The following is a 21958-nucleotide window of genomic DNA, read 5'->3' on the forward strand; positions in this document are numbered from 1 at the left end:
CCTGGCCGGTCCCGTTCACTCGTTGTGCTTGCCCCAGGGCAATGAGGCCGCCTTGCGTTCGGCGCCTTTGCGGGTGCGCAGCACAGCATCAAAGGCTTGATGGGCGCCGTTGACGACGCTGGTGAGCAGGCCCACGACGTCTTCTTGGCTGAGCGAGTCGGCATCGCGCCGAAACTGCTTGATGGCCATGGCCAGCATCTCGCGAGAGACCCCAGGGTGCGTGACGGCCACGGCCTGCATGGCATTGAAGAGATCGGGAAAGTGCCCGCACAAGGCCTTGATGCGGCGCAATGACTGGGCCGGTGTGCTGCGCCCGCTCGGGCTGATCCAGCTCAGCTGTTCGTCGGCCGCCTTGAGGCTGAGCTCCAGGCAACGGATGCGGGTCAGCAAATATTCGGTGTCACGCGCCACCACCGCCTGGTTTTCAGCCTCTTCATCACTCTCGGCCTCGAAATAGCGCTGATGCACCATGGTGGCCAGGGCGGCCTCCAGTTCGGGCAGGGTGAGACGGCGAGCTTGGTCCATGTCGAGCTTGGTCTGGCAGCGTGATCGTTGTATTTCGGTTCGCTGTGGCAATACTTGAGAGCCAAAAAATTAGGCCACAGGCCAGAAGCCTGTGGCCTTCGTCAGTCAAAAACAGGCCGCAGGGTCTGTTTCAGTCCTGACTCAGTCTTCGTTATTGAACACCAGCTTGACTTCGTGCGACTGCTTTTCGCCGCTGGCTTCAAAGCGCCAGTCCATCAGCGCGCGCGTGACGGCCTTGTCGAAGACCTTGCGTGGCTGCGCTTCCAGGATGTCAACGCCGGTGACGGCACCATCCGGGTCGATCGACATCTTGGCCTTGACCACGCCGCTGGAAACCGAGGCCTTCGCGGCTTCGGCTGGAAACTCCGGCGGCACCTTCTTCATGATTTTTGGGGCGGCGGCTTGGGCGCTGAAGGCCAGCGCGAGGCCGGTGCAGAAAAGAGCAGCGGCGCGTGTCAGAGTGGAGTTCGAGGTCGTGATCATGGTGGTTTTCTTGGACAAGAGAAGGAGGGGGAAAGAAAAAGAGAATGCCTATGCCTCAGGCCAGCGCGTCGGCCGCGCGGAAGAAGCCGACGGCGTCCAGCAGGCGTGAGGAACTGTTCTTCAAGGCGTCGGTGGAGCGACCCAGGTCGTCCACCAGCGTGGTGTTTTGTTGGGTGGCACGGTCCAGCTCGTTCATCGCGTTATTGACCACGCCAACCCCGGCCGCTTGTTCATGGGCCGAGTGCGAGATTTCCTCGATCAGCTGGCCCATATTGTTGACTTCATCAACAACGCTGCGGATGGTGATGCCGGCGTTATTGACCAGTTCGGTGCCGTTCTCGACTTTGACCGAGGACTCCTGGATCAAGACCTTGATTTCTTTGGCCGCCGCCGCCGAGCGCGAAGCCAGGGCGCGCACTTCGGATGCCACCACCGCAAAGCCGCGGCCATGTTCGCCGGCGCGTGCCGCTTCCACCGCGGCATTCAGCGCCAGGATATTGGTCTGGAAGGCGATGCCGTCGATGACGCCGATGATGTCGCCGATCTTCTTCGAGCTGGCGCTGATGTCTTCCATCGTCGCTACCACCTTGGAGACCACGGCGCCACCGGCCGTGGCCGATTGGCGCGCCTTGGTGGCGATGCCGGCGGCACGGCGGGTCAGGTCGCTGGCACCGTTCAAGTTGGCGGCAATTTGTTCCACCGATGCGGCGGTGTTTTGCAGATTGGCCGCCGAGCGGGCAGTGCGGTCGGACAGGTTGACATTGCTGTCGGCGATGTCGGAGCTGTTCTGCACCACTTCACCGGCGGCCTCGCTGACGCTGCTGACCACGCCCGACAAGGCGCGCTGCATTTCTTGCATCGCTCTGAGCATCTGCGAGAGTTCGTCCTGGCCATGCGCCTCAATCACTTGGGTCAGGTCGCCGCCAGCAATGGCCTCGGCCGCAGCTTGAGCTTGTTGCGCCGGCAGCACGATGGAGCGGGCAATCACCAAGCCGCCGCCAATGCCGATCACCGCTGCGACCGCCACAAGCACGGCGGTCAACAGCACCGAAGAGCGCGCCAGTTCGCCGCCGTTAACGGCCAGGTCACGCGCGGTGTCGAACTGCAGATCGACCAGGCCTTTGAGGCCGTCTTGATAGCCTTGCTGCGCCGGGCGCACATCGGTGATCAGGCTCTCGCGCGCCTCGTCCGGGCTGCCGTCTTTCTGGATTTTCTGGAACTTGGCCACGGCGTTGAAGAATTTCGCCTGATCGGCCCGCACCTGGGCAATCAGCTCTTTTTCTTTGCCGCCGTCGAGCGTGGATTCCAGCGCGCTGAGCTGCTTTTCACTTTCCTGCAGTGCGCCTTCAATGGCGGCCTTTTGTTTCTTGATCTGGCGTGCTTCATCTAGCAGCAGCAAGTCGCGGGATGCGCGTGCGATCACATTGACCTGACTCTCCAGCCCGTTGGCGGAAGCGATCTTGACCAAGCTGGTGTTGGCTGTGTGATCCAAGTCCTTGGCCAAGCGGCTGGCCGTGCTGGCGCCATAGCTGCCGATCGCCACCAGCAGCAAAATCAGCAAGCCATAGCTGACCGCCAGGCGTTGGCTGATGCGTAGTTTTGTCAGTAGATTCATTTATCGGGACCCTCGTCAACGATTGTTTCTTTTTGGTGCTTGTCGGTCTGAGCAAGCGCTTGATGGGATAGACGCCATCAAACAGCTATTCGGCGCCTGTTGCGGTTTCGGACGGGCCGGATCAAGACTTAAGGACATCTTGAGCGCCACTTGCACCGTCCGTGATATTTGCCGCATCTCAGGCCGATCAGCTCAAGTCTGGCTTGAAGCTGTCGGCGCCAAAAATCGCGGCAAAGCTAGTGTCGGCGGCTTTGACAGTTATGTGTCAAAACCTGCCGACCCAGAGCGTGACAAAGTACCCGCTTGGAAAGGGGAAAACCCCCGAATGGGGGCTTGCGGTGGGCGCGGATGGTGGGTCGGGATTGGCCGCGCGCAGCTCGGCTTCAGTCGACGCGTTGGGTCTTCAACTGCAAGACGTCGAGCGGGCGCACATCGGCGGCCTGGTTGCCCCAGGCATTGCGCACAAAGCTGGCCAAGGCCGCTTGATCGTTGTCGCTCAGGATGCCGGCAAAGGGCGGCATGCCGTAAGGGCGTGGATTGCCGGCGGTAGCGGGGGAAAAACCGCCGCGTTGAATGATGCGCAAGAGGTTGGCCGGGTTTTGCATTTGTACCGTGCGGTTGCCGGCCAGGGCGGGGTAGGCCTCTTTGATGCCTTCGCCCTGCTCGCCATGGCAGCGGGCGCAATGGTCGGCGTACAAGCTTTGCCCGAGTTCACGCAGCGCCATCTCGGGCCGTTTGGGGGCGGCAGTTGGCACGGCCTGCTGAGGCAGGCTTTGCAGATAGACCGCCATCGCTGATAAATCCGCGTCACTCAGGTGCTGCGTGCTGCCGAGTATCACTTCGCTCATTGGCCCCAGTGCGCTGCCCTTGGCGTTGCTGCCTGTCTTCAGCCATTGGCGCAAGGCTTGGACCGACCAGTCGGCCACGCCGGCCTCGGCCGGGTCGTGCAGCGAGGGCGCGTACCAAGCCAGCGCGGCCAGCATGCCGCCGGAGAAATCTGCCGCGCCCTGCGTGGCGCCCAGGCTGTTGCGCGCGCCGTGGCAGGCGTTGCAGTGTCCCAGGCCTTGGCTCAGGTAGGCGCCCCGATTCCACTCGGCGCTGCGGCTGGCGTCTGCTTGAAAGACGGCCGGGCGGAAATAGAGCGCGCGCCATACCGCCAAGGCGGGCTGGGTGTTGTAGGGGAAGCGCAGCTCATGAGCGCGATTCGCCTGAACAACGGCGGGCAGGCTTTGCAAATAAGCGAACAGGGCGTCGGCATCGTCGCGCGTGATCAAGGCGTAGTTGGTATAGGGGAAGGCCGGCGTCAGCAGGCGGCCGTCCTTGCTGCGGCCGTTGTGCAAGGCAGTCCAAAAGTCGGCGCTTGACCATAGACCCAGGCCGGTCGCCGGGTCGGGCGTCAAGTTGGGCGCGAAGACATCGCCAAACGGCGTCGGCAGCGCGCGCCCGCCGGCATAGGGCGTGCCGCCGCGCTGGGTGTGACAGCCCATGCAGTTGCCGGCGCGGGCGAGATAGGCGCCGCGCTCAATCAGGGCCGGCGTGCTGGCAACTTGGGCTTGATTCGGCGGCGCCTCGTCCAGATGATTGAGCCTGTATACCGTCGCTGCCGAGAGTGCCAGCGCAGCGAGCAGGGCCGCGGCAATCAGGCGGGCCTTCATTGCAGACCACCGCATTCGAGCGGCAAGGAGGCGGGCAGGCTGCTCGCCGGCTTGGCCAGCGGGGGCAGGTCTTGCCCCGCCAACCAATGCGAGATCGCATTGATTTCTTCGGGTCGCAGCTGCTTGGCGATATCAGCCATGCAGTCGGGCGCCACCGCGTGGCGCTGGCCGCTGCGCCAAGCCCCTAACTGACCATTCAGATAGTCGCGCGGCAGGCCCAGCAAGCCGGGGATGAAGGGCTGCACGCCCGTGAGCGCCTGGCCATGGCATTGCACGCAGGCCGGCAACTTGCGGGCCGGGTCGCCAGAGAAGATCAGCTGCTTGCCCCGGGCCAAGGCTGCGGCCTCAAGCGCAGGCTTTTGCGCCGGCGGGTAGGGCAGGCTCAAACTAGCAAAGTAGCCGGCCAACTCGAACAGATAGGCGTCACTCAAGGGGTCGATCAAGTCGCTCATCAAGCCATAGTGGCGCCGGCCGTCACGAAAATTCAGCAATTGCTTGTACAAATAGCCTTGTGGCTTGCCGGCCAGACGCGGGTAATAGCCGTCGGCGGCGGCGCGACCTTCGCGGCCATGGCACTGCGTGCAGGCCTGCGCGCGCTGGGCGATCGAGTCCTCGAACTTGGCCGGCTCGGCCTGGACCAGCGGCGCCAGCAACAAGGCCGCCAAAGTCACAATAAATTTAGCTGTCATGCGCAATTAAGTGGTGGATTGGCGTGCACCAAAGATGGCCGAGCCGACCCGCACCAGCGTGGCGCCTTCGGCTATCGCCGCTTCCAGGTCGGCGCTCATGCCTATCGACAAGGTGTCCATGGCCAGCCCCAAGTCTCGATTCAACGCGGCCAGCAGGGCGGCCAAAGCGCGGTGCGGCTGCCGCTGAGTTTCGAAGTCAGCGGCAGGCTCAGGGATGGCCATCAGGCCGCGCAGACGCAAACGCGGCAGGGCCTGAACTGCCTGCGCCAGCGACGCGACTTCGCCCGGCAGCAGGCCGCTCTTGCTGGCCTCAGCGCTGATATTGACCTGCAGGCAGATATCCAGCGGCGGTAAATGGCTGGGGCGTTGCTCGGCCAGGCGTTCGGCGGTCTTGAGCCGGTCGACGCTGTGCACCCAGTCGAAGTTCTCGGCCACCGGGCGGGTCTTGTTGCTCTGCAGCGGGCCGATCAAGTGCCATTCCAGCTGAGGGCGCAGCGCGCTCAGCTCTGCGATCTTGTCCAGTCCCTCTTGCACATAGTTCTCGCCAAAGCGCCGCTCGCCGGCTTCAAATGCCGCTTGCACGGCGCTGGCCGGAAAAGTCTTGCTGACCACCAGCAGCGTGACGCTTTGCACGCTGCGCCCGGCCTGGGCGCAGGCCTTGGCGATGCGTTCGTGCTGTTCTTGTATGTTCTCTGCGATCGTCGCCATAATGGCCCTCAGCTCATCTGCCCACATCTATGGACATCACTCAACTATTGGCATTCTCGGTCAAGAACAAGGCCTCCGACCTGCATCTCTCGGCCGGCCTGCCGCCAATGATCCGGGTCAACGGTGATGTGCGGCGTATCAATGTCGAGGCGCTCGAGCACAAAGATGTGCACGATATGGTCTACGACATCATGAATGACTCGCAGCGCAAGATCTACGAAGAGTCGCTTGAGGTTGACTTCTCCTTCGAGATTCAGGGCCTGGCGCGCTTTCGCGTCAATGCCTTTAACCACAACCGGGGTGCCGGTGCGGTGTTCCGAACCATTCCAAGCAAGATCTTGTCGCTTGAGCAGCTCAATGCGCCGAAGATTTTTGCCGAGCTGGCACTGCGCCCACGCGGCCTGGTGCTGGTGACCGGGCCAACCGGCTCGGGTAAATCGACCACCTTGGCCGGCATGGTCAACCACCTGAACGAAAACGAATACGGCCACATCCTCACCATCGAGGACCCGATCGAATTCGTGCATGAATCAAAAAAGAGCCTGATCAACCAGCGCGAGGTCGGGCCACACACGATGAGCTTTGCCAACGCGCTGAAGTCGGCGCTGCGGGAAGACCCGGACGCGGTGCTGGTCGGTGAAATGCGTGATTTGGAAACCATCCGCCTGGCGCTGACCGCGGCTGAGACTGGCCATTTGGTCTTCGGCACCCTGCACACCAGCTCCGCCGCTAAGACGGTGGACCGTATCGTTGACGTCTTCCCGGCGGCCGAAAAAGAAATGGTGCGGGCGATGGTGTCGGAGTCGCTGGTCGGCGTGATCTCGCAAAGCCTGTGCAAGTTGAAAGACGGATCGGGTCGGGTGGCCGCGCACGAGATCATGCTGGGCACCTCGGCGATCCGCAATCTGATCCGCGAGAACAAAGTAGCGCAGATGTATTCGTCCATCCAGACCGGCAACAGCCAGGGCATGCAGACCTTGGATCAGAACTTGACCGATCTGGTGCGGCGCAACATCATTGCGCCGTCCGAAGCCCGCGCGAAAGCCAAGTTCCCAGAGAACTTTCCGGGCTAATCATTCGATCTCTTTTTGGTGGCCCCGCTATATTGCTGCGGGTCAGTTGACGCTCAGGGAACCGCAAAAATCATGGAACGCGATCAAGCCACCAAATTCATCAATGATCTCCTGCGCCTGATGATTTCGCGCAAGGGCTCGGATCTGTTCCTGACGGCCGAATTTCCGCCCGCCATCAAGGTCGACGGCAAGGTCACCAAGGTCTCGCCCCAGCCGCTGACCGGCCAGCACACGCTGCAGCTGGCGCGCGCCATCATGAACGACAAGCAGGCGGCCGATTTCGAGCGCAGCAAGGAATGCAATTTCGCCATTTCGCCACAAGGCGTGGGGCGCTTCCGGGCTAACGCTTTTCTTCAGCAGGGCTCAGTCGGCCTGGTGTTGCGCACGATTCCGGCCGATGTGCCGACCATCACTTCGCTTGACCTGCCCCCCATATTGCGCAAAGTTGTGCAGGAAAAGCGTGGTCTGGTGATCGTGGTCGGGGCCACTGGTTCGGGCAAGAGCACTTCGCTGGCGGCCATGGTCGATGAGCGCAATCAGACGACCTTCGGCCACATCATCACGATCGAAGACCCGATCGAGTTCGTTCACCCGCACAAGAACTGCATCATCACCCAGCGCGAGGTTGGCATCGATACCGACAGCTGGGAGCAGGCGCTGAAAAACACGCTGCGGCAAGCGCCCGATGTGATCCTGATGGGCGAGGTGCGCGACCGCGAGACCATGGAGCACGCGGTCGCCTTCGCCGAGACTGGTCATCTCTGCATGGCCACGCTGCATGCCAACAGCGCCAACCAGGCGCTTGACCGCATCATCAACTTCTTCCCCGAGGAGCGCCGCGCGCAACTGCTGATGGATTTGTCGCTGAACTTGCGCGCCTTGGTCTCGCAGCGCCTGCTGCCGCGCCGCGAAGGCAAGGGCCGAGTCGCGGCGGTCGAGATCATGCTCAATTCGCCGCTGATCTCGGACTTGATCTTCAAGGGTGAGATCGGCGAGATCAAGGAGATCATGAAGCGCTCACGCGAGCAAGGCATGCAGACTTTTGATCAGGCCCTGTTTGATCTCTATGAGACCGGCAAGGTCACCTATGAAGACGCGCTGCGCAATGCCGACTCGGTCAATGACTTGCGCCTGCAGATCAAGCTCAATAGCGAGCGCGCGCGCGCCGAGGATATGTCCGCAGGGACCGAGCATTTCACGATTGTTTAGCGGGCTAATTGTTTATTTATGAGCACAAGAACTTACGACAACGTTGCGCCAAAGAAGTTGGCATTTCTAGGCCTGGGCGTCATGGGCTACCCGATGGCCGGCCATTTGCAGCGCGCCGGCCATGCAGTGACGGTCTACAACCGCACGGCGGCCAAGGCGCAGGCCTGGGTGGCTGAATATGGCGGCAGCTTGGCCGCCACGCCGGCCGAGGCCGCGGCGGACGCGGACATCGTGTTCGCCTGTGTCGGCAATGATGATGATCTGCGCTGGGTGGTGCTGAGCAGCAAGGGCGCTTTTGCCGGCATGAACAAGCCCGGCGCAATTCTTGTCGATCACACCACCGCCTCGGCGGAAGTGGCGCGCGAGTTGCACGGTGAAGCCTCGAAGCGTGGCCTGCATTTTGTCGACGCGCCGGTGTCGGGCGGCCAGGCGGGTGCCGTCAACGGCGCGCTGACGGTGATGTGCGGCGGCGACTTAGGCCCATTCGAGGCCATGCAGCCGGTCACGATGGCCTATTCCAAAGCGGTCACGCGGGTCGGCGAATCGGGCGCCGGGCAGTTGGCCAAGATGGTCAATCAGATCTGTATCGCCGGACTCGTGCAAGGCTTGGCCGAGGCCATTGCCTTTGGCGGCAAGGCGGGCCTGGACATGAAGCAGGTGCTGGACGTGATCGGCAAGGGCGCGGCGCAAAGCTGGCAGATGGATAACCGCGGCAAGACCATGGTGGACGGCAAGTTCGACTTCGGCTTTGCCGTCGACTGGATGCGCAAAGACCTGGGCCTGGTGCTGGATGAGGCGCGCCGCAACGGCGCAAGGCTGCCGGCGACCGCCCTGGTTGATCAGTTCTATGCCGATGTGCAAGCGGCGGGTGGCGGCAGGCTGGATACCTCCAGCCTGATCAAACGTTTGACTTGAGCTTGACTTGAGTTTTACTTTGCTGCCTCGGCCTTAGCAGGCTTGGGCAGCATCCGCGCCAACTCTTCTTCGCTGATGATCTCGACGGCGCGCACCACTTTTGTCACGCCGCTGACGCCGCGCGCAATACTGACCGCACGAGCAGCCTCGCGCTCGGTGACCCGGCCCATGATGAAGACCTCACCGCGTTCGACCACGACGTAGAAGGCGTTTGAGATCAAGTCGGGCGCATCGACCAGGCTGGCCTTGACCTTGGTGGCAATCAGCACATCGTTGGAGCGGCTGGTGTAGGAGCTCAGGAAGGTCACGGCGGTCTCGTTCAGCACTTGGCTTACGTTTTCAACGCCGGCGACGATTTGCTCCAGCTTGGCGCGGTCGGCTTCGGTTTTCGTCTCACCGGTAATCAAGACCATGCGGTTATAGCTGTTGACGTTGACATGCACTCGGTCGCCAAGTTGTTCGCGGATGCGAGCGCCGGCCTTGTATTCGATGCCCTCGTCTTCCACTTGGGCGCCCGAGGTCCGCCGGTCGGTCGCCATCAAGCTGCCGCCGACCATGGCGCCGCCCACGGCCAGCGGCACGCAGGCGCTGCTGACGACGGCGCCTGCCAAGGCGAGCAAGAGCACCGGGAGGCGCGAAAGCTTGTGGAGTGATGAAACAGCTCGAATAGTCATGGTTTTCCTGGAAAAAGGGCCGGCTTATACGCCGTCACCCAGCAATTGAACATCGACCGCATCGCACAAGCAGTGGGCGAGCAAGCGCTGCGCCTCGGCGACGCGGGCGCTGCGGGAGTGATGGACGCGAATTTGGACATCGGTGTCGCGCAGCAAGCCTTGCAGCTCATCGACGGCGCTGCCGGTGATGGCGATCACGCTCATGTCTTGCTCATGCGCGGCCCCAAGAACCTCGGCCCATTGGCTCAAGCCCGTTTGGCGCGAGTCGAAGATCAGCAGAAGATCGCCCGGGTGCCCGTGGGCCTGGATCTGACGCGTCAGGGCTGCCAGCTCCGAGCTGCTGCCATGGGCTTGGGTGTCCAGGCTCCAGGCGGCTAGGCCCGGCCTGTCCTGCTCGAAGCGGCCGACCAGCAGAGCGGCCATATAGCTGGCGTCAAGTGCCGAAAGCCCCAGGCCGCAACACAGCACGCGGCCGCCGCCGGTGATGCCGTCGAGCAGCATTTGCGCGGCGCTGGCCAGCGGGCGTGACAAGGTCTCAGCAGCCTGATAAAGCAGGTCGGCGCTCTCGAAGAATTGTTGTTGGATGCGTTGCTCTAGCATGGGGCCGGATCATAAGCGACAGGGGTCGCGGTCAGCCAAGCTCAGTCTACGAGGTCAAACGCAGCCTGAATCCACTCGATGGCTTCACCGTCGATCGCCAACACATCAAAGCGGCAGGGCGGCGGGCTGGCGATGTTCAAGAGGTAATGTTGGGCGGCGTAGATCAGCCTGCGCTGCTTGGCGGGCGTGACGCTGGCTGCCGCGCCGCCATGCGACAGGCCGGCGCGGGCGCGCACTTCGACGAACACCAGCGTGCTATCGCGTTCACGCAGAATCAGGTCGACTTCGCCGCCCCGCGCGCCCGGGCCGGCGGCGACCCGATAATTGCGCTCCACCAGGCGCAGACCGCGCTGCTGCAAATAGCGCAGTGCCAGGTCTTCCGCCGCCGATCCGAGAATCTTGGGAGAGCCCCTTTTGAACATAGTTGCCGATGCCTCCCTGCTGATGATGCAGGCCGCCGCCGCCGCGGCGGGGAGTCAGCAGTATCCCGCGTCCACGCTGTATGTGGTGGCCACGCCGATCGGCAATCTGGCCGACATCACCTTCCGCGCCGCCCATGTGCTGGGGTTGGTTGACGCGGTGGCTTGCGAGGACACCCGGGTCAGCGCCGGCTTGCTGCGCCATCTCGGCCTGCACAAGCCGCTCTTGAAACTTCACCAGCACAACGAGCATGAGGCCAGCGCGAGCCTGGTGGAACGGCTCAAACAAGGCGAGCGCATCGCCTACATCAGCGACGCGGGCACGCCCGCTATCTCCGACCCGGGTGCGGTGCTGGTGGCGGCGGTGGCCGCAGCGGGCTTGCGGGTCTTTCCGCTGCCGGGTGCCAGCAGCACGGTGACGGCGCTGAGCGTGGCCGGCGACACGGTGGCGCAGGGCTTCGAGTTCGCTGGCTTTTTACCGACCAAGGCGGCCGAGCGCCGCACGGTTTTGCTGACGCTGTGCGGTCGGCCGCGCAGCCAGGTTTTGTTTGAAGCGCCGCATCGCATCAAGGCGGTGATCGAGCTTTTGGCCGAAGTCTGTCCGACGCAGAAGGTGACTGTCAGCCGCGAGCTGACCAAGCAGTTTGAAACCGTCCATACGGCCTTGGCGGCCGAGTTGCCGGCCTGGATGGCGGCGGATGCGCAGCGCGAGCGCGGCGAGTTTGTTTTGGTGCTGCACGCGGTCAAGCCCGAGGCGGCGTCTGAAGGTGAGTTGCCGGCCGAGGCTTTGCGTGTGCTGGCGCTGCTGAGTGCTGAGCTGCCCTTGAAGCAGGCGGTGGCGCTGGCGGCCGAAATCAGCGGCAGCTCGCGCAACCGGCTTTACGACTTCGCTTTGGCGCAGAAAAGAGCACGCGAGCAATAAGCGAGCTCGGCGCGCCGCCAGGGTTACTGAGGGGCCGTTGCTTGGCTCTTGCGGGCCTGATCCAGACGCGCCGCTGCCGATTTCATATCCCCCGAAGCCGAGTGCAAGCTGCCGGCTTTGCCGAGGCCAAAGGCCGGCATATTGACGTAGATGTTCTCGTAGCTGCCTGGGCTGGCCGCATAGGTTTCATGCCAGATGCCGACCGAGCCGTCGTCGCCTATGGCCTTGTTGAAGGCCGTCCAGGCCGGCAAGTGCGCGGCTTCACGGTTCTTGGCGTAGGCCAGCAGATGCTCCATCGAGCGCCAATACTGCACCATGATCAGGGTGCGAGAAAACCAGCTTTCGCCATGCAAGAAGCCCAGCTCGGGGTTCTTTTCGAGCTCGCTCAACATGCGCGGCATGGCGGCCGCCACCGGCCACCATTTGTGCACCTTGAGTGGCTTGTTGATGCGCATGCCTATCATGAAGACGACGAAATCGCCGTCCAGTTTGGCTGTAAGGCGGGCGGCATTGATCATCATGCTGTTGCTCCTGCCGCTGCCCCTGCTGCCACCCATGCGGCAGGCATGCCGAGTGCGACCAGACTGTCTCGCAGCGCAGTGGCCAGCCGCGTTTGAGGCGGCTCACCGATCAGCAGGCGCAGCTCGGTGTCATCCAAACGGTGCGGACGTAGCCACAAGTAGCGCATCTCGGCGATCGCGCGCCAGCTGGCGACGAATGGAGATCCGAGGCGAATCGCCAGCCAAGGCAAACCGCCTGTTTTCAAAGGCTGGCCCCAGGCTTGCTCCAGGGTTTGCTGCATGACTCGACCCTCCACCGAATGGCCGGCGAAATGCAGGCGGTGATGGCCGCTCAAGGTGCTGCGCTTTTCAGCGACGCGCACAAAGCATTCGGCCAGATCGGGCAGATAGGCCCAGGCATGGGTCTGGTCCAGTGGGCCGGGATAGATGAAGCGGCCGCTCTTGAGTTTTGAGGCCAGGGCCAGATCGAACCAGCTGCCAGTCCCCGGGCCACCAAAGAAGTCACCGGCCCGCAGCACCACCGAGTCCAAGCCCGGCTCGGCAGCCATGCGCGCCTCCATCGCTATGCGCAGGCCTGCTTTGGGGGTGTTGGCTCGTTCGGGCGTGTGGGTCGTCAGCAGGCTGGGCAAATCGCTGCCGAAGTTATAGACATTGCCGGGCAACATCAGCAAAGCGCCGAGTGCCTTGGCCGTTGCCTGGGCGGCGTCGGCCAGCGGCAGCAGCAATTGATGCCATTCGGTATAGGGCGGGTTCAAGGCGTTGATGACGACGCTGGCACCTTGTGCGCCTTTGAGCAGGGCGGCCCGGTCAAGCGCGTCGCAGTTCAGCGTGCGTACATTGGCGAGTTGGCTCAATTCATCCGGCAGCGGCTTACGGGCCTGCGCGATCACCTGCCAGCCGGCTGCGGCGAAGGCGCGCGTCAAACAATGGCCCAGGCGGCCGGCCGCACCAAGAATCAAAACGGAGGTTTGCATAGCGAGTCCTGCTGTTGTTGTCACGATTGCTTGGGCTGAAGTTTGAGTCGCTTGAGGTCAATTCGGAAGTGGCTATCATGCAAGCCAGGTATTCAAAAATGAATGACGAGGCCGTGAGTGCTTGATTGGTCACAAGTGCAGATCTTTTTAGGGCTGGCTGAAGCGGGCTCTTTGAGTCGTGCCGTGGGCTTGCTGGGTCAGAGTCAGCCGACCTTGAGTCGGCAGTTGTCGGCCTTGGAGGCCGCACTTGGTCAAAGCTTGTTCGAGCGCCACCCGCGCGGCCTGAGCTTGACCGCAGCTGGCCAAGCGCTGCTGCCGGCCGCAAGGCGCATGCGCGAGGGGGCGCAAGAGCTGAGCATGGCGCTGGCGGCACGAGAAAAGAGCCTGGCCGGCACGGTGCGGATCACAGCCAGCGAGATCGTCTGCTGCTATTTTTTGCCTGAGTTCTTGGCGCAGATGCGGCTCGACCATCCGGAGATACAGCTTGAGTTGGTCGCCAGCGACGAGGTCGAAAATTTGCTGGAGCGCAGCGCCGACATTGCGCTGCGCATGGTGCGACCCGAGCAAGGCATGTTGGTGGCGCGCAAGCTGGCTGACTGGCCGCTAGGGCTCTATGCGCACCGGCGCTATTTGGCCCGCCACGGCGTGCCCACGGTGGCAACCATGGGCCAGCACCAATGGCTGGGCTATGACCGCTCCGACCAGTTGCTGCGCGGCTTTGCGGCGGCAGGGTTTCCGGTGACGCGCGAGTTTTTCGGTTTGCGCAGCGACAGCCACGTGGCGATCTGGGAGGCGATGCGAGCCGGCTGCGGTATCGCCGTGGGGCTGCAGCGCGGGGCCGCGCTCGATCCAGATCTTCAACAAGTGCTGCCCGAAATGCCGATACCGCCGCTGCCACTGTGGTTGACCGCTCACCGCGAACTGCGCGATACGCCGCGGCTGCGTTTGGTGTTCGAGGCCTTGGCGACTTGGGCCCTTGCGAGTCCGTGATTTGCCTTCGAGCGAACTGGACCCGTCCCTCCTACAATGAACCCATGATTTCGCGCGAACCCACCCTTGCCCGCCTGGTAGCAGCCCGTAGCCAATTGCTGGAGCCCTACGGCCTCAGCGAACCTTTGCTCGCCAAAGCGCTGCGGCTGATCACCGAACACCGGGTCGACGACGCCGACCTCTACTTTCAGCACACCCGCTCCGAGGGATGGAGCTTGGAAGAGGGCATCGTCAAGAGCGGCAGCTTCAGCATCGACCAGGGCGTTGGCGTGCGTGCCGTGGCCGGCGAAAAGACCGCGTTTGCCTATTCCGACGACATCTCCGAGGCCGCCATCATTGATGCGGCCTTGACGGTGCGCTCGATTGCCGCCGCGGGCCAGAGTCGGCGCGTCAAGGTGCCCGCCAATCCGACCGTGTCAAAGAGCCGCTCGCTGTACGGCCCGGCCGACCCGATTGCCAGCCTCGACAGCACCGAAAAAGTTGCGCTGCTGGAGCGCACCGAGCGCATGGCGCGCGGCAAAGACCCGCGTGTGGCGCAGGTGATGGCCGGCCTGGCCGCCGAGCATGAGGTGATCCTGGTGGCACGCGCCGACGGCACCTTGGCGGCCGATGTGCGGCCGCTGGTGCGCCTGAGCGTGACGGTGATTGCCGAAAGCAATGGCCGGCGCGAGGTCGGCTCGGGCGGGGGAGGTGGGCGTTTTGGCCTGGCCTATTTCACCGACGAGATGATCGCCAGCTATGTCGATCAAGCCGTCAACGCAGCGCTGACGAATCTCGAGTCACGCCCGGCCCCGGCCGGCGAGATGACCGTGGTGCTTGGCCCCGGCTGGCCCGGTGTGCTCTTGCACGAAGCGATCGGGCACGGCTTGGAGGGCGACTTCAACCGCAAGGGTTCGAGCGCGTTTGCCGGCCGCATCGGCCAGCGCGTGGCGGCCAAGGGTGTGACGGTCTTGGATGACGGCACGCTGGCGGATCGCCGCGGCTCACTGAATGTCGACGATGAAGGTTGCGCTTCGCAGCGCAATGTCTTGATCGAAGACGGCATCCTGAAGGGTTATATCCAGGACGCGATGAATGCGCGCCTGATGAAGGTGGCGCCGACCGGCAACGGCCGACGTGAGAGTTATGCCCATGTGCCGATGCCGCGCATGACCAACACCTATATGCTCGGCGGCGACAAAGACCCCAAGGAAATCATTGCCAGCATCAAGAAGGGCATCTACGCGACCAATTTCGGCGGTGGTCAGGTCGACATTACCTCGGGCAAATTCGTGTTCTCGGCCAGTGAAGCCTTCTGGGTCGAAAACGGCCAGATTCAGTACCCGGTCAAGGGTGCCACCATCATCGGCAGCGGCCCCGAAGCTTTGACGCGGGTCACGATGATTGGCAATGATATGCAACTCGACACCGGCGTCGGCGTCTGCGGCAAAGAGGGGCAGAGCGTGCCGGTCGGCGTCGGCCAGCCAACGCTGCGTATTGACGGCCTGACGGTCGGCGGCACGGCCTGATTGTTGTTCGGCCGCCGCAATGCGGCGGTTCCGCAATATTCGCGTGCTACATTCAAGCCATGCCTTTCCAGAAGTTTTACTCTTTCTTTTGGTTCTCAAACCGCACCGGCGGCAGAGAGGCGAACGCGTAAACCAAAAACGCAAATCAAATTTCTGAAAACCGCCGGGTTCACCCCCGGCGGTTTTTTTTTGCTCATCGAATCAGAATCAGAAAGACCGCCCACGATATGAACGCCAAGAATGTGAAAGCTGAGGCCGCCGCCGAACGTTGGTACTCGCCGCAGGACAAAACCAGCGAGACCGATGACCAGCGCATCGTCGACGTCACGCCGCTGCCGCCGCCGGAACACCTGATCCGCTTCTTCCCGATTCGCGGCACGCCGATGGAACCGCTGATTGCCGGCACCCGCGCCAAGATTCGCAAGATCATGCAGCGCAAGGATGACCGCTTGCTGGTCATCATCGGCCCCTGCTCCATTCACGACCCGGCCGCTGCGATCGAGTACGCCCGCAAGCTGCAGGTGCAGCGCGAGAAATATGCCGACACTTTGGAAATCGTCATGCGCGTCTACTTCGAGAAGCCGCGCACGACGGTGGGCTGGAAGGGCCTGATCAATGACCCCTATCTGGACGAGAGCTACCGCATCGACGAGGGTCTGCGCATCGCTCGCCAGTTGTTGCTGGAGATCAACCGACTGGGCATGCCGGCCGGCTCCGAGTTCCTCGATGTGATTTCGCCGCAATACATTGGCGACCTGATTTCCTGGGGCGCGATCGGCGCGCGCACGACCGAAAGCCAGGTGCACCGCGAATTGGCCTCGGGCCTGTCCGCACCGATCGGCTTCAAGAACGGCACCGACGGCAATATCAAGATCGCAACCGATGCGATCCAGGCAGCTGCGCGCCCGCACCACTTTTTGTCGGTGCACAAGAACGGTCAGGTTGCGATCGTCGAGACCAAGGGCAATAAGGACTGCCATGTGATTCTGCGCGGTGGACGGGCGCCCAATTACGACGCCGAGAACGTGGCTGCAGCCTGCAAGGATCTGGCCGCTTCCAAGCTCGACACCACGTTGATGGTCGACTGCTCGCATGCCAATAGCTCCAAGCAGCATCTGCGACAGGTGGATGTGGCGGCCGATGTGGCGGCGCAGATCAAGGCGGGCGGTAAGAGCATCTTCGGCGTGATGGTGGAAAGCCATTTGATCGACGGCGCGCAGAAGTTCACCCCCGGCAAGGATGACGCGAAGACGTTGGAGTACGGCAAGAGCATCACCGATGCCTGCTTGGGCTGGGATGATTCGCTCAAGGTCCTGGAATTGCTCAGCGATGCGGTAAAAGCGGCGCGCGGCTGATTTTTGGGCCAGAATCGGCGCGTCACAAGCCCACCAAAGGCCAGCGATGCGCAGTCTAGTGAAGGTCGTGTTCAGCCCGATTCAGCAGTTTGATCTGACTGTTGACGCGGAGGAGGTCTTGAGTTTCGAGGCTGCGCGCCAATGGCTGGATGAGCAGTTCGTTCAGCATGAATGCGTGCCGATGCGCGGCACCGGCAAGGTCTTGCTGGCCGACAAGATCCTCGGCATTGCCTCTGTCGCTGGCCCGGCAGCATTTGGGGACCCCGCTTGGGCCCTGGACTATGCGCGGGCCACCAGCGGTGCCTTGAGCAAGGCGCTGCTGCGGGTCGATGTGGCGAAGCGCACGTTGTCCTATTGAGTATTTAGGCGCTCAGTTGCGGCGCCGGCAACTGCCAGCCATAGTGCAGCGCCGCCAGTCGCAGCGCCACCACCATCAACATGCCGGTGAAAAAAGCCAGTTGACGCGGCACACCCAAAGCGCGCAGCAAGAGATAGGCGCTGATGCCCCCGATGGCCGCACTTGCATAGATGTCGCGGCGCAGCAGCAGTGGCACTTGGCCCGTCATCAGGTCGCGCAGCACGCCGCCGCCGCTGGCGGTGATGGTGCCCAGCAATACGACCACCAAGCGCGGCTTGCCGGCCTCCTCGGCAATTTCGGCGCCGCACAGGGCGAACAAGGCCAGGCCGAGGGTGTCAGCGATCAAGAGTGCGCCATTGCCGGTCTGCAAGACTTGACCCCAGCCGCTGGCCAGCTGGGTGGCCAGCGTGGTCAGCAGGGCCGTCAGGGCGATGACCTTGATATAGCGGGTGTCACGCATCCAGAAAATCGGATGACGGCCCAAGAGCATGTCACGCAGCGTGCCGCCGCCGATCGCGGTGATCGCGGCCAGCACCAAGACGCCGAATAGATCGAGCCTGGCCTGCATCGCGGCCAAGGCCCCGCTGATGGCAAACACGGCAACGCCGGCCAAGTCCATCCAGTACAGGACGATGCGCGCCTTGGGGGTCAGGGACTCATTGGAATAGGAATTCATGGCCGGCATTTTGGCAGCGCTGCCGTCGACGCACCAAAAAGGGCTTGAAGCCGGCCGAGACGACCCCACATCGGGTGCACGGGCGCAAGCTCAGTTGGGCGGCGGCGGCGCAAGCCGGCCCCTCATCACCTGTTTCAGCCATTTGAAAGAAGCGCAAATCATGACAAAGCAAACCCATGCCTTCCAGGCCGAGGTCAAGCAGATCCTGCACCTGGTCACCCATTCGCTCTACTCCAACAAGGAGATTTTCCTGCGCGAGCTGGTCTCCAACGCGTCGGACGCCTGCGACAAGCTGCGCTTCGAAGCGCTCGACAACGCCGCCTTGTTCGAAGACACGCCGAATCTGGAAGTGCGTGTCAGCTTTGACGAAGCCGCCCGCACCGTCACGATCAGTGACAACGGCATTGGCATGAGCGAGGAAGAGGCGATCTCGCATCTGGGCACCATCGCCAAGAGCGGCACGCGCGAATTCATGGCCAAGCTCGAAGGCGACCAGAAGAAGGACGCCAACCTGATTGGCCAGTTCGGCGTCGGTTTCTACTCGGGCTTTATCGTTGCCGACCGTATCACCGTCGAAACCCGCCGTGCCGGCGTGGCCGCCGATGCAGCGGTGCGCTGGACGTCTGAAGGCACCGGCGACTACGAAGTCGAGACCATCACCAAGGCCGGCCGCGGCACCGACGTGGTCTTGCATCTGCGCGAAGGCGAGGAAGAATTCCTCAAGACCTGGCGCCTCAAGTCCGTCATCAGCAAGTACTCCGATCACATCTCCCTGCCCATCTTGATGCGCAAGGAAGAGTGGGATCCGGAGAAGTCCACCCAAGTCCTGAAGGACGAGTGGGAGCCGGTCAACAAAGCCTCGGCGCTATGGTCGCGCTCGAAGAGCGAAGTCACGCAAGAGCAGTACGACGAGTTCTACAAGCAAATCAGCTACGACACCGAAGCGCCGCTGGCCCACACGCACAACCGCGTTGAAGGCCGCAGCGAGTACACGCAGCTGCTCTACATCCCTAAGAAGGCGCCGTTTGACCTGTGGAACCGCGACAAGCGCGGTGGCGTCAAGCTGTATGTGAAGCGCGTCTTCATCATGGACGATGCCGAGGCGCTGATGCCGGTCTATCTGCGCTTTGTGAAGGGCGTGATCGACTCGGCCGACCTGCCGCTGAACGTCTCGCGTGAGTTGCTGCAAGAAAGCCGCGACGTGAAGGCGATCCGCGAAGGCTCGACCAAGCGCGTCTTGTCGATGCTGGAAACGCTGGCCGACAGCGAGGACGCGGCCGAGCGCGCCAAGTATGCCGACTTCTGGAAGGACTTCGGCTCGGTCTTGAAGGAAGGCATTGGCGAGGATCACGCCAACCAGGAACGCCTGGCCAAGCTACTGCGCTTTGCGTCCACCCATGCCGACGAAGGCGTGTCGCTGGTCGATTATCTGAAGCGTGCCAAGGACGATCAGGAAGCGATTTACTACATCACGGCCGACTCTCTAAGTGCCGCCAAGAACAGCCCGCAGCTGGAGATCTTCCGCAAAAAGGGCATCGAAGTGCTGCTGCTGGTGGACCGAGTCGACGAGTGGATGCTCTCGCATCTGTATGAGTTTGAAGGCAAGGCTTTGCAGTCGGTTGCCAAGGGCTCGATCGATCTGGGCAAGCTGCAGGACGAGGACGAAAAGAAGAAGGCTGAGGCCGATGCCGAGACCTTCAAGCCGCTGCTGGACCGTCTGAAGGAGACGCTCAAGGCCCGCGCCAAGGATGTGCGCGTGTCGACTCGCTTGGTCGACTCTCCCGCCTGTATCGTCGTCGAAGAGGGCGATATGAGTGGCCACTTGGCGCGCCTGCTCAAGCAAGCCGGCCAGGCCGCTCCGAGCAGCCTGCCGACGCTGGAAATCAACGCGGAGCATGCGCTGGTGAAGAAGCTGAGCAGCAGTGAGGCCCATTTCGACGACCTCGCTAATGTGATCTTCGATCAGGCCGTGCTCGCCGAAGGCGGCCATCTGGAAGACCCGGCCGCTTATGTGCGCCGAGTCAACGCGATGCTGCTGGGCTGATGTTTTTTGACGGGGGCTACTTGAAGCCCTCGTCAAAGGCGATGTCGTCGTCTCTGAAGTTGTCCAGCACGACTTCATCCGCCGGCCGCATCGCCTCCAGTTGTTCATTCAACTTGGCAACTTGGTCATGCCAATAGTTGGGCGTGCCGAACCAGGGGAAGGCCAGCGGAAACGCTGGATCGCCCCAGCGCTTGGCCAGCCAGGCGCTGTGATGAATCATGCGCAGTGTGCGCAGCGGCTCAATGAGCTTGAGCTCACGGCGGTCAAACTTGGCGACCGCTTCATAGCCCTCCAGCACGCAGGCCAGTTGCTGTCGCGTGGCCAGCGCGTCGCCCGACAAGAGCATCCATAAGTCTTGTACGGCCGGGCCGGTGACGGCGTCGTCCAAGTCGACAAAATGTGGGCCGTGGTCGGGCGTCCAGAGGATGTTGCCGGGATGGCAGTCACCATGCAGGCGCAGCAGTTGCAAATCCGGAATTGCATCAAACGCGGTTTGAATGCGGGCCAAGCAAGCATTGACGACCGATTCCCAGACACTTGCGACTTCAACCGGCAGCGTTTGGTTGGCGAGTAGCCAATCTCGGGCGATTTGACCCGGTTCAGCCCCAACCCAGCTCAAGCGATGTTCAAACGGCCGCTGCCGGCCCACCAGATGCAGGCGCGCGAGCAGGCGGCCTATCCAAGTCAACACTTCGGGGTCGTCTAGTTCTGGCGCACGGCCACCCTGGCGCGGCGTGACGGCGAAGCGCTGATCGCCAAAGTGGGCCAGCGTCGCCGGGCTACCGCTCAGTTTCAACTGACCCTTAATATCGGCAAGTGTCCATGGCGCGGCAACCGGCACTTCCGCCGCCGCCAAGGCCAAGGCGAATTGGTGTTCTTCGAGAATCTGCGCGTCGGTCCAGCGGCCGGGCCGGTAGAACTTCGCCACTGCAATCCGCCCATCTTCCAGATGCAGCTGCAGCACGCGGTTCTCGTAGGAGTTCAGCTGCAGCATGCGGCCGTCGCCGTAAAGGCCGGCGGCGTCGAGGGCGTCCAGCATGAATTCGGGCGTCAGGTTGCCGAAGCTGCGATCTAAGTCTGGGTTCATTGAGGGGAAAAAGAAAACGGCGCCAGACCGGTTGGCCTGACGCCGTAGTATCAGTGCAAATTTTCAGTGCGACGCTCAGCGTGGCAAGCGGCCACCATAGCGGGGTGAATCTACCACCAGTCCGACGATGTCATTTGGCGCCTCATCGGGATAACGCGACTCGCCGGCCAAGGCTTCGCCAAACGGCGTCACGCTGTGTGCGCCTGCGCTGCTATTGCGCGCCATGCGGGGCAAGTCAGGCCCTGCGGCGGTGTCGAAGCGGCTGTCTGGCGCGAAGAAAGAGTCATGAAAGACGGCAGAGTCTTGCCAAAGACTGTTGCGACCTTTGGCGCCAGCTGCATTGACGCCGCCAATCGATTGAGTACTCGCGCCGCTGCGGCGTGGTGTCGAACCATTGATGGCGCTGCGCGCATTGACCGTGCTGTGGGGTGCGGGGGCAGGTTGGGGGCCGCGTGAATTGCTGTTGCTGAAGGGTACCAAGAGCTGCAGTTCGGCGGCGCTGGGTAAATTGTCGATAGCGCAGCGCAGATAACGTACCCGGCAGGCGCCCAGCACCGATTGCTTGATCTGCAAGCCTCGGCCGGAAATGCCGCGCTCGCTGTCCAGATCAACGGCCGCCAGAACGCGGCCGTTCGGGCTGCAAATTGCAAAAGTAACGTGGATGGCGCCCAGTAACTCGAACCAATAGCGTACTTCGCTCGCTTCGGTGGGCTGGCAAAACCGGACCATCGGCAGCTTGGCCAGAATCACATGGTGGGGCAGCGCTTCTTTGAGCAGGCGGTAGACGCGGCGTTCGTCGGCGCTGAAGACCGGCCTGGCCGTCAAGGCCCATTCAGTGGGCAAGGGCTTGTTGCCGGCGTTCTTTGGGCGACGCAAGACCCAGGCCGCAAGAAAGGCAAGCAGGCTGCTGCCCACGACCGAAGCGACTATCCACGGAATGGTGATTTGCATTGCCCTC

Annotated in this window: 23 protein-coding genes; 9 read left to right on the plus strand and 14 right to left on the minus strand. The window is 62.6% G+C overall.

Features of this window, described 5'->3' with window-relative positions; genetic code table 11:
• Positions 1 to 15 precede the first annotated feature (15 nt).
• The 6 genes from LNV09_RS18440 to LNV09_RS18465 form a co-directional block, all read right to left on the minus strand.
• A complete protein-coding gene (locus LNV09_RS18440) occupies positions 16 to 525 on the minus strand; it encodes a ubiquitin carboxyl-terminal hydrolase (protein ID WP_263558537.1) in 510 nt (169 codons plus the stop codon).
• 141 nt (positions 526 to 666) lie between these two features.
• Positions 667 to 1008, minus strand: a complete 342-nt coding sequence (locus LNV09_RS18445; RefSeq protein WP_263558538.1) for an energy transducer TonB — start codon at positions 1006 to 1008, stop codon at positions 667 to 669.
• A gap of 55 nt (positions 1009 to 1063) precedes the next feature.
• Entirely contained in the window at positions 1064 to 2623 is a 1560-nt protein-coding gene (locus LNV09_RS18450) for a methyl-accepting chemotaxis protein (RefSeq protein WP_263558539.1), read from the minus strand.
• A gap of 383 nt (positions 2624 to 3006) precedes the next feature.
• Positions 3007 to 4278 carry a c-type cytochrome gene (locus LNV09_RS18455; RefSeq protein WP_263558540.1) on the minus strand — a complete coding sequence of 424 codons (1272 nt, stop codon included), beginning with the start codon at positions 4276 to 4278 and terminating at the stop codon, positions 3007 to 3009.
• Complete coding sequence (locus LNV09_RS18460; protein ID WP_263558541.1) at positions 4275 to 4967, minus strand: c-type cytochrome; 693 nt, start codon at positions 4965 to 4967, stop codon at positions 4275 to 4277. Before LNV09_RS18460 ends, LNV09_RS18455 begins: the two co-directional genes overlap by 4 nt.
• Positions 4968 to 4973: 6 nt before the next feature.
• Entirely contained in the window at positions 4974 to 5675 is a 702-nt protein-coding gene (locus tag LNV09_RS18465; protein ID WP_263558542.1) for a YggS family pyridoxal phosphate-dependent enzyme, read from the minus strand.
• A gap of 29 nt (positions 5676 to 5704) precedes the next feature.
• Here LNV09_RS18465 and LNV09_RS18470 point away from each other — a divergent pair, with 29 nt between their 5' ends.
• From LNV09_RS18470 to LNV09_RS18480, 3 genes are all read left to right on the plus strand, one after another.
• Entirely contained in the window at positions 5705 to 6748 is a 1044-nt protein-coding gene (locus tag LNV09_RS18470) for a type IV pilus twitching motility protein PilT (protein ID WP_263558543.1), read from the plus strand.
• A gap of 72 nt (positions 6749 to 6820) precedes the next feature.
• Positions 6821 to 7957 carry a PilT/PilU family type 4a pilus ATPase gene (locus LNV09_RS18475; RefSeq protein WP_263558544.1) on the plus strand — a complete coding sequence of 379 codons (1137 nt, stop codon included), beginning with the start codon at positions 6821 to 6823 and terminating at the stop codon, positions 7955 to 7957.
• 18 nt (positions 7958 to 7975) lie between these two features.
• Complete coding sequence (locus LNV09_RS18480; protein ID WP_263558545.1) at positions 7976 to 8872, plus strand: NAD(P)-dependent oxidoreductase; 897 nt, start codon at positions 7976 to 7978, stop codon at positions 8870 to 8872.
• A 14-nt stretch (positions 8873 to 8886) separates the two neighbouring features.
• On the opposite strand, the gene LNV09_RS18485 is transcribed toward LNV09_RS18480, so the two are convergent.
• The 3 genes from LNV09_RS18485 to LNV09_RS18495 are packed head-to-tail and all read right to left on the minus strand — an operon-like array spanning position 8887 to position 10568.
• The gene (locus LNV09_RS18485; protein WP_263558546.1) at positions 8887 to 9546 is read right to left on the minus strand and encodes a BON domain-containing protein; all 660 of its coding nucleotides are present in this window, start codon (positions 9544 to 9546) and stop codon (positions 8887 to 8889) included.
• A 24-nt stretch (positions 9547 to 9570) separates the two neighbouring features.
• Positions 9571 to 10146, minus strand: coding sequence for an SIS domain-containing protein (locus LNV09_RS18490; RefSeq protein WP_263558547.1), 576 nt, complete (start codon positions 10144 to 10146; stop codon positions 9571 to 9573).
• 41 nt (positions 10147 to 10187) lie between these two features.
• Positions 10188 to 10568: a YraN family protein gene (locus tag LNV09_RS18495; protein WP_263558548.1), complete on the minus strand. Its 381-nt coding sequence runs from the start codon at positions 10566 to 10568 to the stop codon at positions 10188 to 10190.
• Positions 10569 to 10590: 22 nt separating this feature from the next.
• On the opposite strand from LNV09_RS18495, the gene rsmI reads away from it, so the two are divergent.
• Positions 10591 to 11487, plus strand: coding sequence for a 16S rRNA (cytidine(1402)-2'-O)-methyltransferase (gene rsmI / locus LNV09_RS18500; RefSeq protein WP_263558633.1), 897 nt, complete (start codon positions 10591 to 10593; stop codon positions 11485 to 11487).
• Positions 11488 to 11510: 23 nt separating this feature from the next.
• Here rsmI and LNV09_RS18505 read toward each other — a convergent pair whose 3' ends face one another.
• Together LNV09_RS18505 and LNV09_RS18510 are read right to left on the minus strand one after the other, a co-directional pair.
• Entirely contained in the window at positions 11511 to 12008 is a 498-nt protein-coding gene (locus LNV09_RS18505) for a DUF4188 domain-containing protein (RefSeq protein WP_318023306.1), read from the minus strand.
• Positions 12005 to 12982: an NAD-dependent epimerase/dehydratase family protein gene (locus LNV09_RS18510; RefSeq protein WP_263558549.1), complete on the minus strand. Its 978-nt coding sequence runs from the start codon at positions 12980 to 12982 to the stop codon at positions 12005 to 12007. Before LNV09_RS18510 ends, LNV09_RS18505 begins: the two co-directional genes overlap by 4 nt.
• Positions 12983 to 13099: 117 nt before the next feature.
• Here LNV09_RS18510 and LNV09_RS18515 point away from each other — a divergent pair, with 117 nt between their 5' ends.
• The 4 genes from LNV09_RS18515 to LNV09_RS18530 all read left to right on the plus strand — a co-directional run bounded on the left by LNV09_RS18515 (position 13100) and on the right by LNV09_RS18530 (position 17193).
• Positions 13100 to 13972 carry a LysR family transcriptional regulator gene (locus tag LNV09_RS18515; RefSeq protein ID WP_263558550.1) on the plus strand — a complete coding sequence of 291 codons (873 nt, stop codon included), beginning with the start codon at positions 13100 to 13102 and terminating at the stop codon, positions 13970 to 13972.
• Between the two features lie 44 nt (positions 13973 to 14016).
• Positions 14017 to 15480, plus strand: a complete 1464-nt coding sequence (gene tldD / locus LNV09_RS18520; protein ID WP_263558551.1) for a metalloprotease TldD — start codon at positions 14017 to 14019, stop codon at positions 15478 to 15480.
• Positions 15481 to 15707: 227 nt separating this feature from the next.
• Positions 15708 to 16835, plus strand: a complete 1128-nt coding sequence (locus tag LNV09_RS18525; RefSeq protein WP_263558552.1) for a 3-deoxy-7-phosphoheptulonate synthase — start codon at positions 15708 to 15710, stop codon at positions 16833 to 16835.
• 46 nt (positions 16836 to 16881) lie between these two features.
• The gene (locus LNV09_RS18530) at positions 16882 to 17193 is read left to right on the plus strand and encodes a hypothetical protein (protein ID WP_263558553.1); all 312 of its coding nucleotides are present in this window, start codon (positions 16882 to 16884) and stop codon (positions 17191 to 17193) included.
• A 4-nt stretch (positions 17194 to 17197) separates the two neighbouring features.
• On the opposite strand, the gene LNV09_RS18535 is transcribed toward LNV09_RS18530, so the two are convergent.
• The gene (locus tag LNV09_RS18535) at positions 17198 to 17869 is read right to left on the minus strand and encodes a trimeric intracellular cation channel family protein (protein ID WP_263558554.1); all 672 of its coding nucleotides are present in this window, start codon (positions 17867 to 17869) and stop codon (positions 17198 to 17200) included.
• 160 nt (positions 17870 to 18029) lie between these two features.
• Between LNV09_RS18535 and htpG the strand changes: the two genes are divergently transcribed.
• The gene (gene htpG / locus LNV09_RS18540) at positions 18030 to 19913 is read left to right on the plus strand and encodes a molecular chaperone HtpG (protein WP_263558555.1); all 1884 of its coding nucleotides are present in this window, start codon (positions 18030 to 18032) and stop codon (positions 19911 to 19913) included.
• A 16-nt stretch (positions 19914 to 19929) separates the two neighbouring features.
• On the opposite strand, the gene LNV09_RS18545 is transcribed toward htpG, so the two are convergent.
• Together LNV09_RS18545 and LNV09_RS18550 are read right to left on the minus strand one after the other, a co-directional pair.
• Positions 19930 to 21000: a serine/threonine protein kinase gene (locus LNV09_RS18545; protein ID WP_263558556.1), complete on the minus strand. Its 1071-nt coding sequence runs from the start codon at positions 20998 to 21000 to the stop codon at positions 19930 to 19932.
• A gap of 75 nt (positions 21001 to 21075) precedes the next feature.
• Positions 21076 to 21951, minus strand: coding sequence for a DUF2726 domain-containing protein (locus LNV09_RS18550; protein ID WP_263558557.1), 876 nt, complete (start codon positions 21949 to 21951; stop codon positions 21076 to 21078).
• Between the last annotated feature and the right edge of the window lie 7 nt (positions 21952 to 21958).

Origin of the sequence: Paucibacter sp. B2R-40, from assembly GCF_025717555.1 — a bacterium.
GTDB lineage: Bacteria > Pseudomonadota > Gammaproteobacteria > Burkholderiales > Burkholderiaceae_C > Paucibacter_A.

Bases quoted from the DNA above. Each gene is read 5' to 3' on its own strand.
- htpG (WP_263558555.1), top strand. From the start codon at position 18,030: ATGACAAAGCAAACCCATGCCTTCCAGGCCGAGGTCAAGCAGATCCTG.
- LNV09_RS18465 (WP_263558542.1), bottom strand. From the start codon at position 5,675: ATGGCGACGATCGCAGAGAACATACAAGAACAGCACGAACGCATCGCC.
- LNV09_RS18455 (WP_263558540.1), bottom strand. From the start codon at position 4,278: ATGAAGGCCCGCCTGATTGCCGCGGCCCTGCTCGCTGCGCTGGCACTC.
- LNV09_RS18495 (WP_263558548.1), bottom strand. From the start codon at position 10,568: ATGTTCAAAAGGGGCTCTCCCAAGATTCTCGGATCGGCGGCGGAAGAC.
- LNV09_RS18440 (WP_263558537.1), bottom strand. From the start codon at position 525: ATGGACCAAGCTCGCCGTCTCACCCTGCCCGAACTGGAGGCCGCCCTG.
- LNV09_RS18485 (WP_263558546.1), bottom strand. From the start codon at position 9,546: ATGACTATTCGAGCTGTTTCATCACTCCACAAGCTTTCGCGCCTCCCG.
- LNV09_RS18450 (WP_263558539.1), bottom strand. From the start codon at position 2,623: ATGAATCTACTGACAAAACTACGCATCAGCCAACGCCTGGCGGTCAGC.
- LNV09_RS18480 (WP_263558545.1), top strand. From the start codon at position 7,976: ATGAGCACAAGAACTTACGACAACGTTGCGCCAAAGAAGTTGGCATTT.
- LNV09_RS18445 (WP_263558538.1), bottom strand. From the start codon at position 1,008: ATGATCACGACCTCGAACTCCACTCTGACACGCGCCGCTGCTCTTTTC.
- LNV09_RS18505 (WP_318023306.1), bottom strand. From the start codon at position 12,008: ATGATGATCAATGCCGCCCGCCTTACAGCCAAACTGGACGGCGATTTC.
- LNV09_RS18545 (WP_263558556.1), bottom strand. From the start codon at position 21,000: ATGAACCCAGACTTAGATCGCAGCTTCGGCAACCTGACGCCCGAATTC.
- rsmI (WP_263558633.1), top strand. From the start codon at position 10,591: ATGATGCAGGCCGCCGCCGCCGCGGCGGGGAGTCAGCAGTATCCCGCG.
- LNV09_RS18470 (WP_263558543.1), top strand. From the start codon at position 5,705: ATGGACATCACTCAACTATTGGCATTCTCGGTCAAGAACAAGGCCTCC.
- LNV09_RS18490 (WP_263558547.1), bottom strand. From the start codon at position 10,146: ATGCTAGAGCAACGCATCCAACAACAATTCTTCGAGAGCGCCGACCTG.
- LNV09_RS18550 (WP_263558557.1), bottom strand. From the start codon at position 21,951: ATGCAAATCACCATTCCGTGGATAGTCGCTTCGGTCGTGGGCAGCAGC.
- LNV09_RS18530 (WP_263558553.1), top strand. From the start codon at position 16,882: ATGCGCAGTCTAGTGAAGGTCGTGTTCAGCCCGATTCAGCAGTTTGAT.
- LNV09_RS18475 (WP_263558544.1), top strand. From the start codon at position 6,821: ATGGAACGCGATCAAGCCACCAAATTCATCAATGATCTCCTGCGCCTG.
- LNV09_RS18510 (WP_263558549.1), bottom strand. From the start codon at position 12,982: ATGCAAACCTCCGTTTTGATTCTTGGTGCGGCCGGCCGCCTGGGCCAT.
- LNV09_RS18525 (WP_263558552.1), top strand. From the start codon at position 15,708: ATGAACGCCAAGAATGTGAAAGCTGAGGCCGCCGCCGAACGTTGGTAC.
- LNV09_RS18535 (WP_263558554.1), bottom strand. From the start codon at position 17,869: ATGAATTCCTATTCCAATGAGTCCCTGACCCCCAAGGCGCGCATCGTC.
- LNV09_RS18460 (WP_263558541.1), bottom strand. From the start codon at position 4,967: ATGACAGCTAAATTTATTGTGACTTTGGCGGCCTTGTTGCTGGCGCCG.
- tldD (WP_263558551.1), top strand. From the start codon at position 14,017: ATGATTTCGCGCGAACCCACCCTTGCCCGCCTGGTAGCAGCCCGTAGC.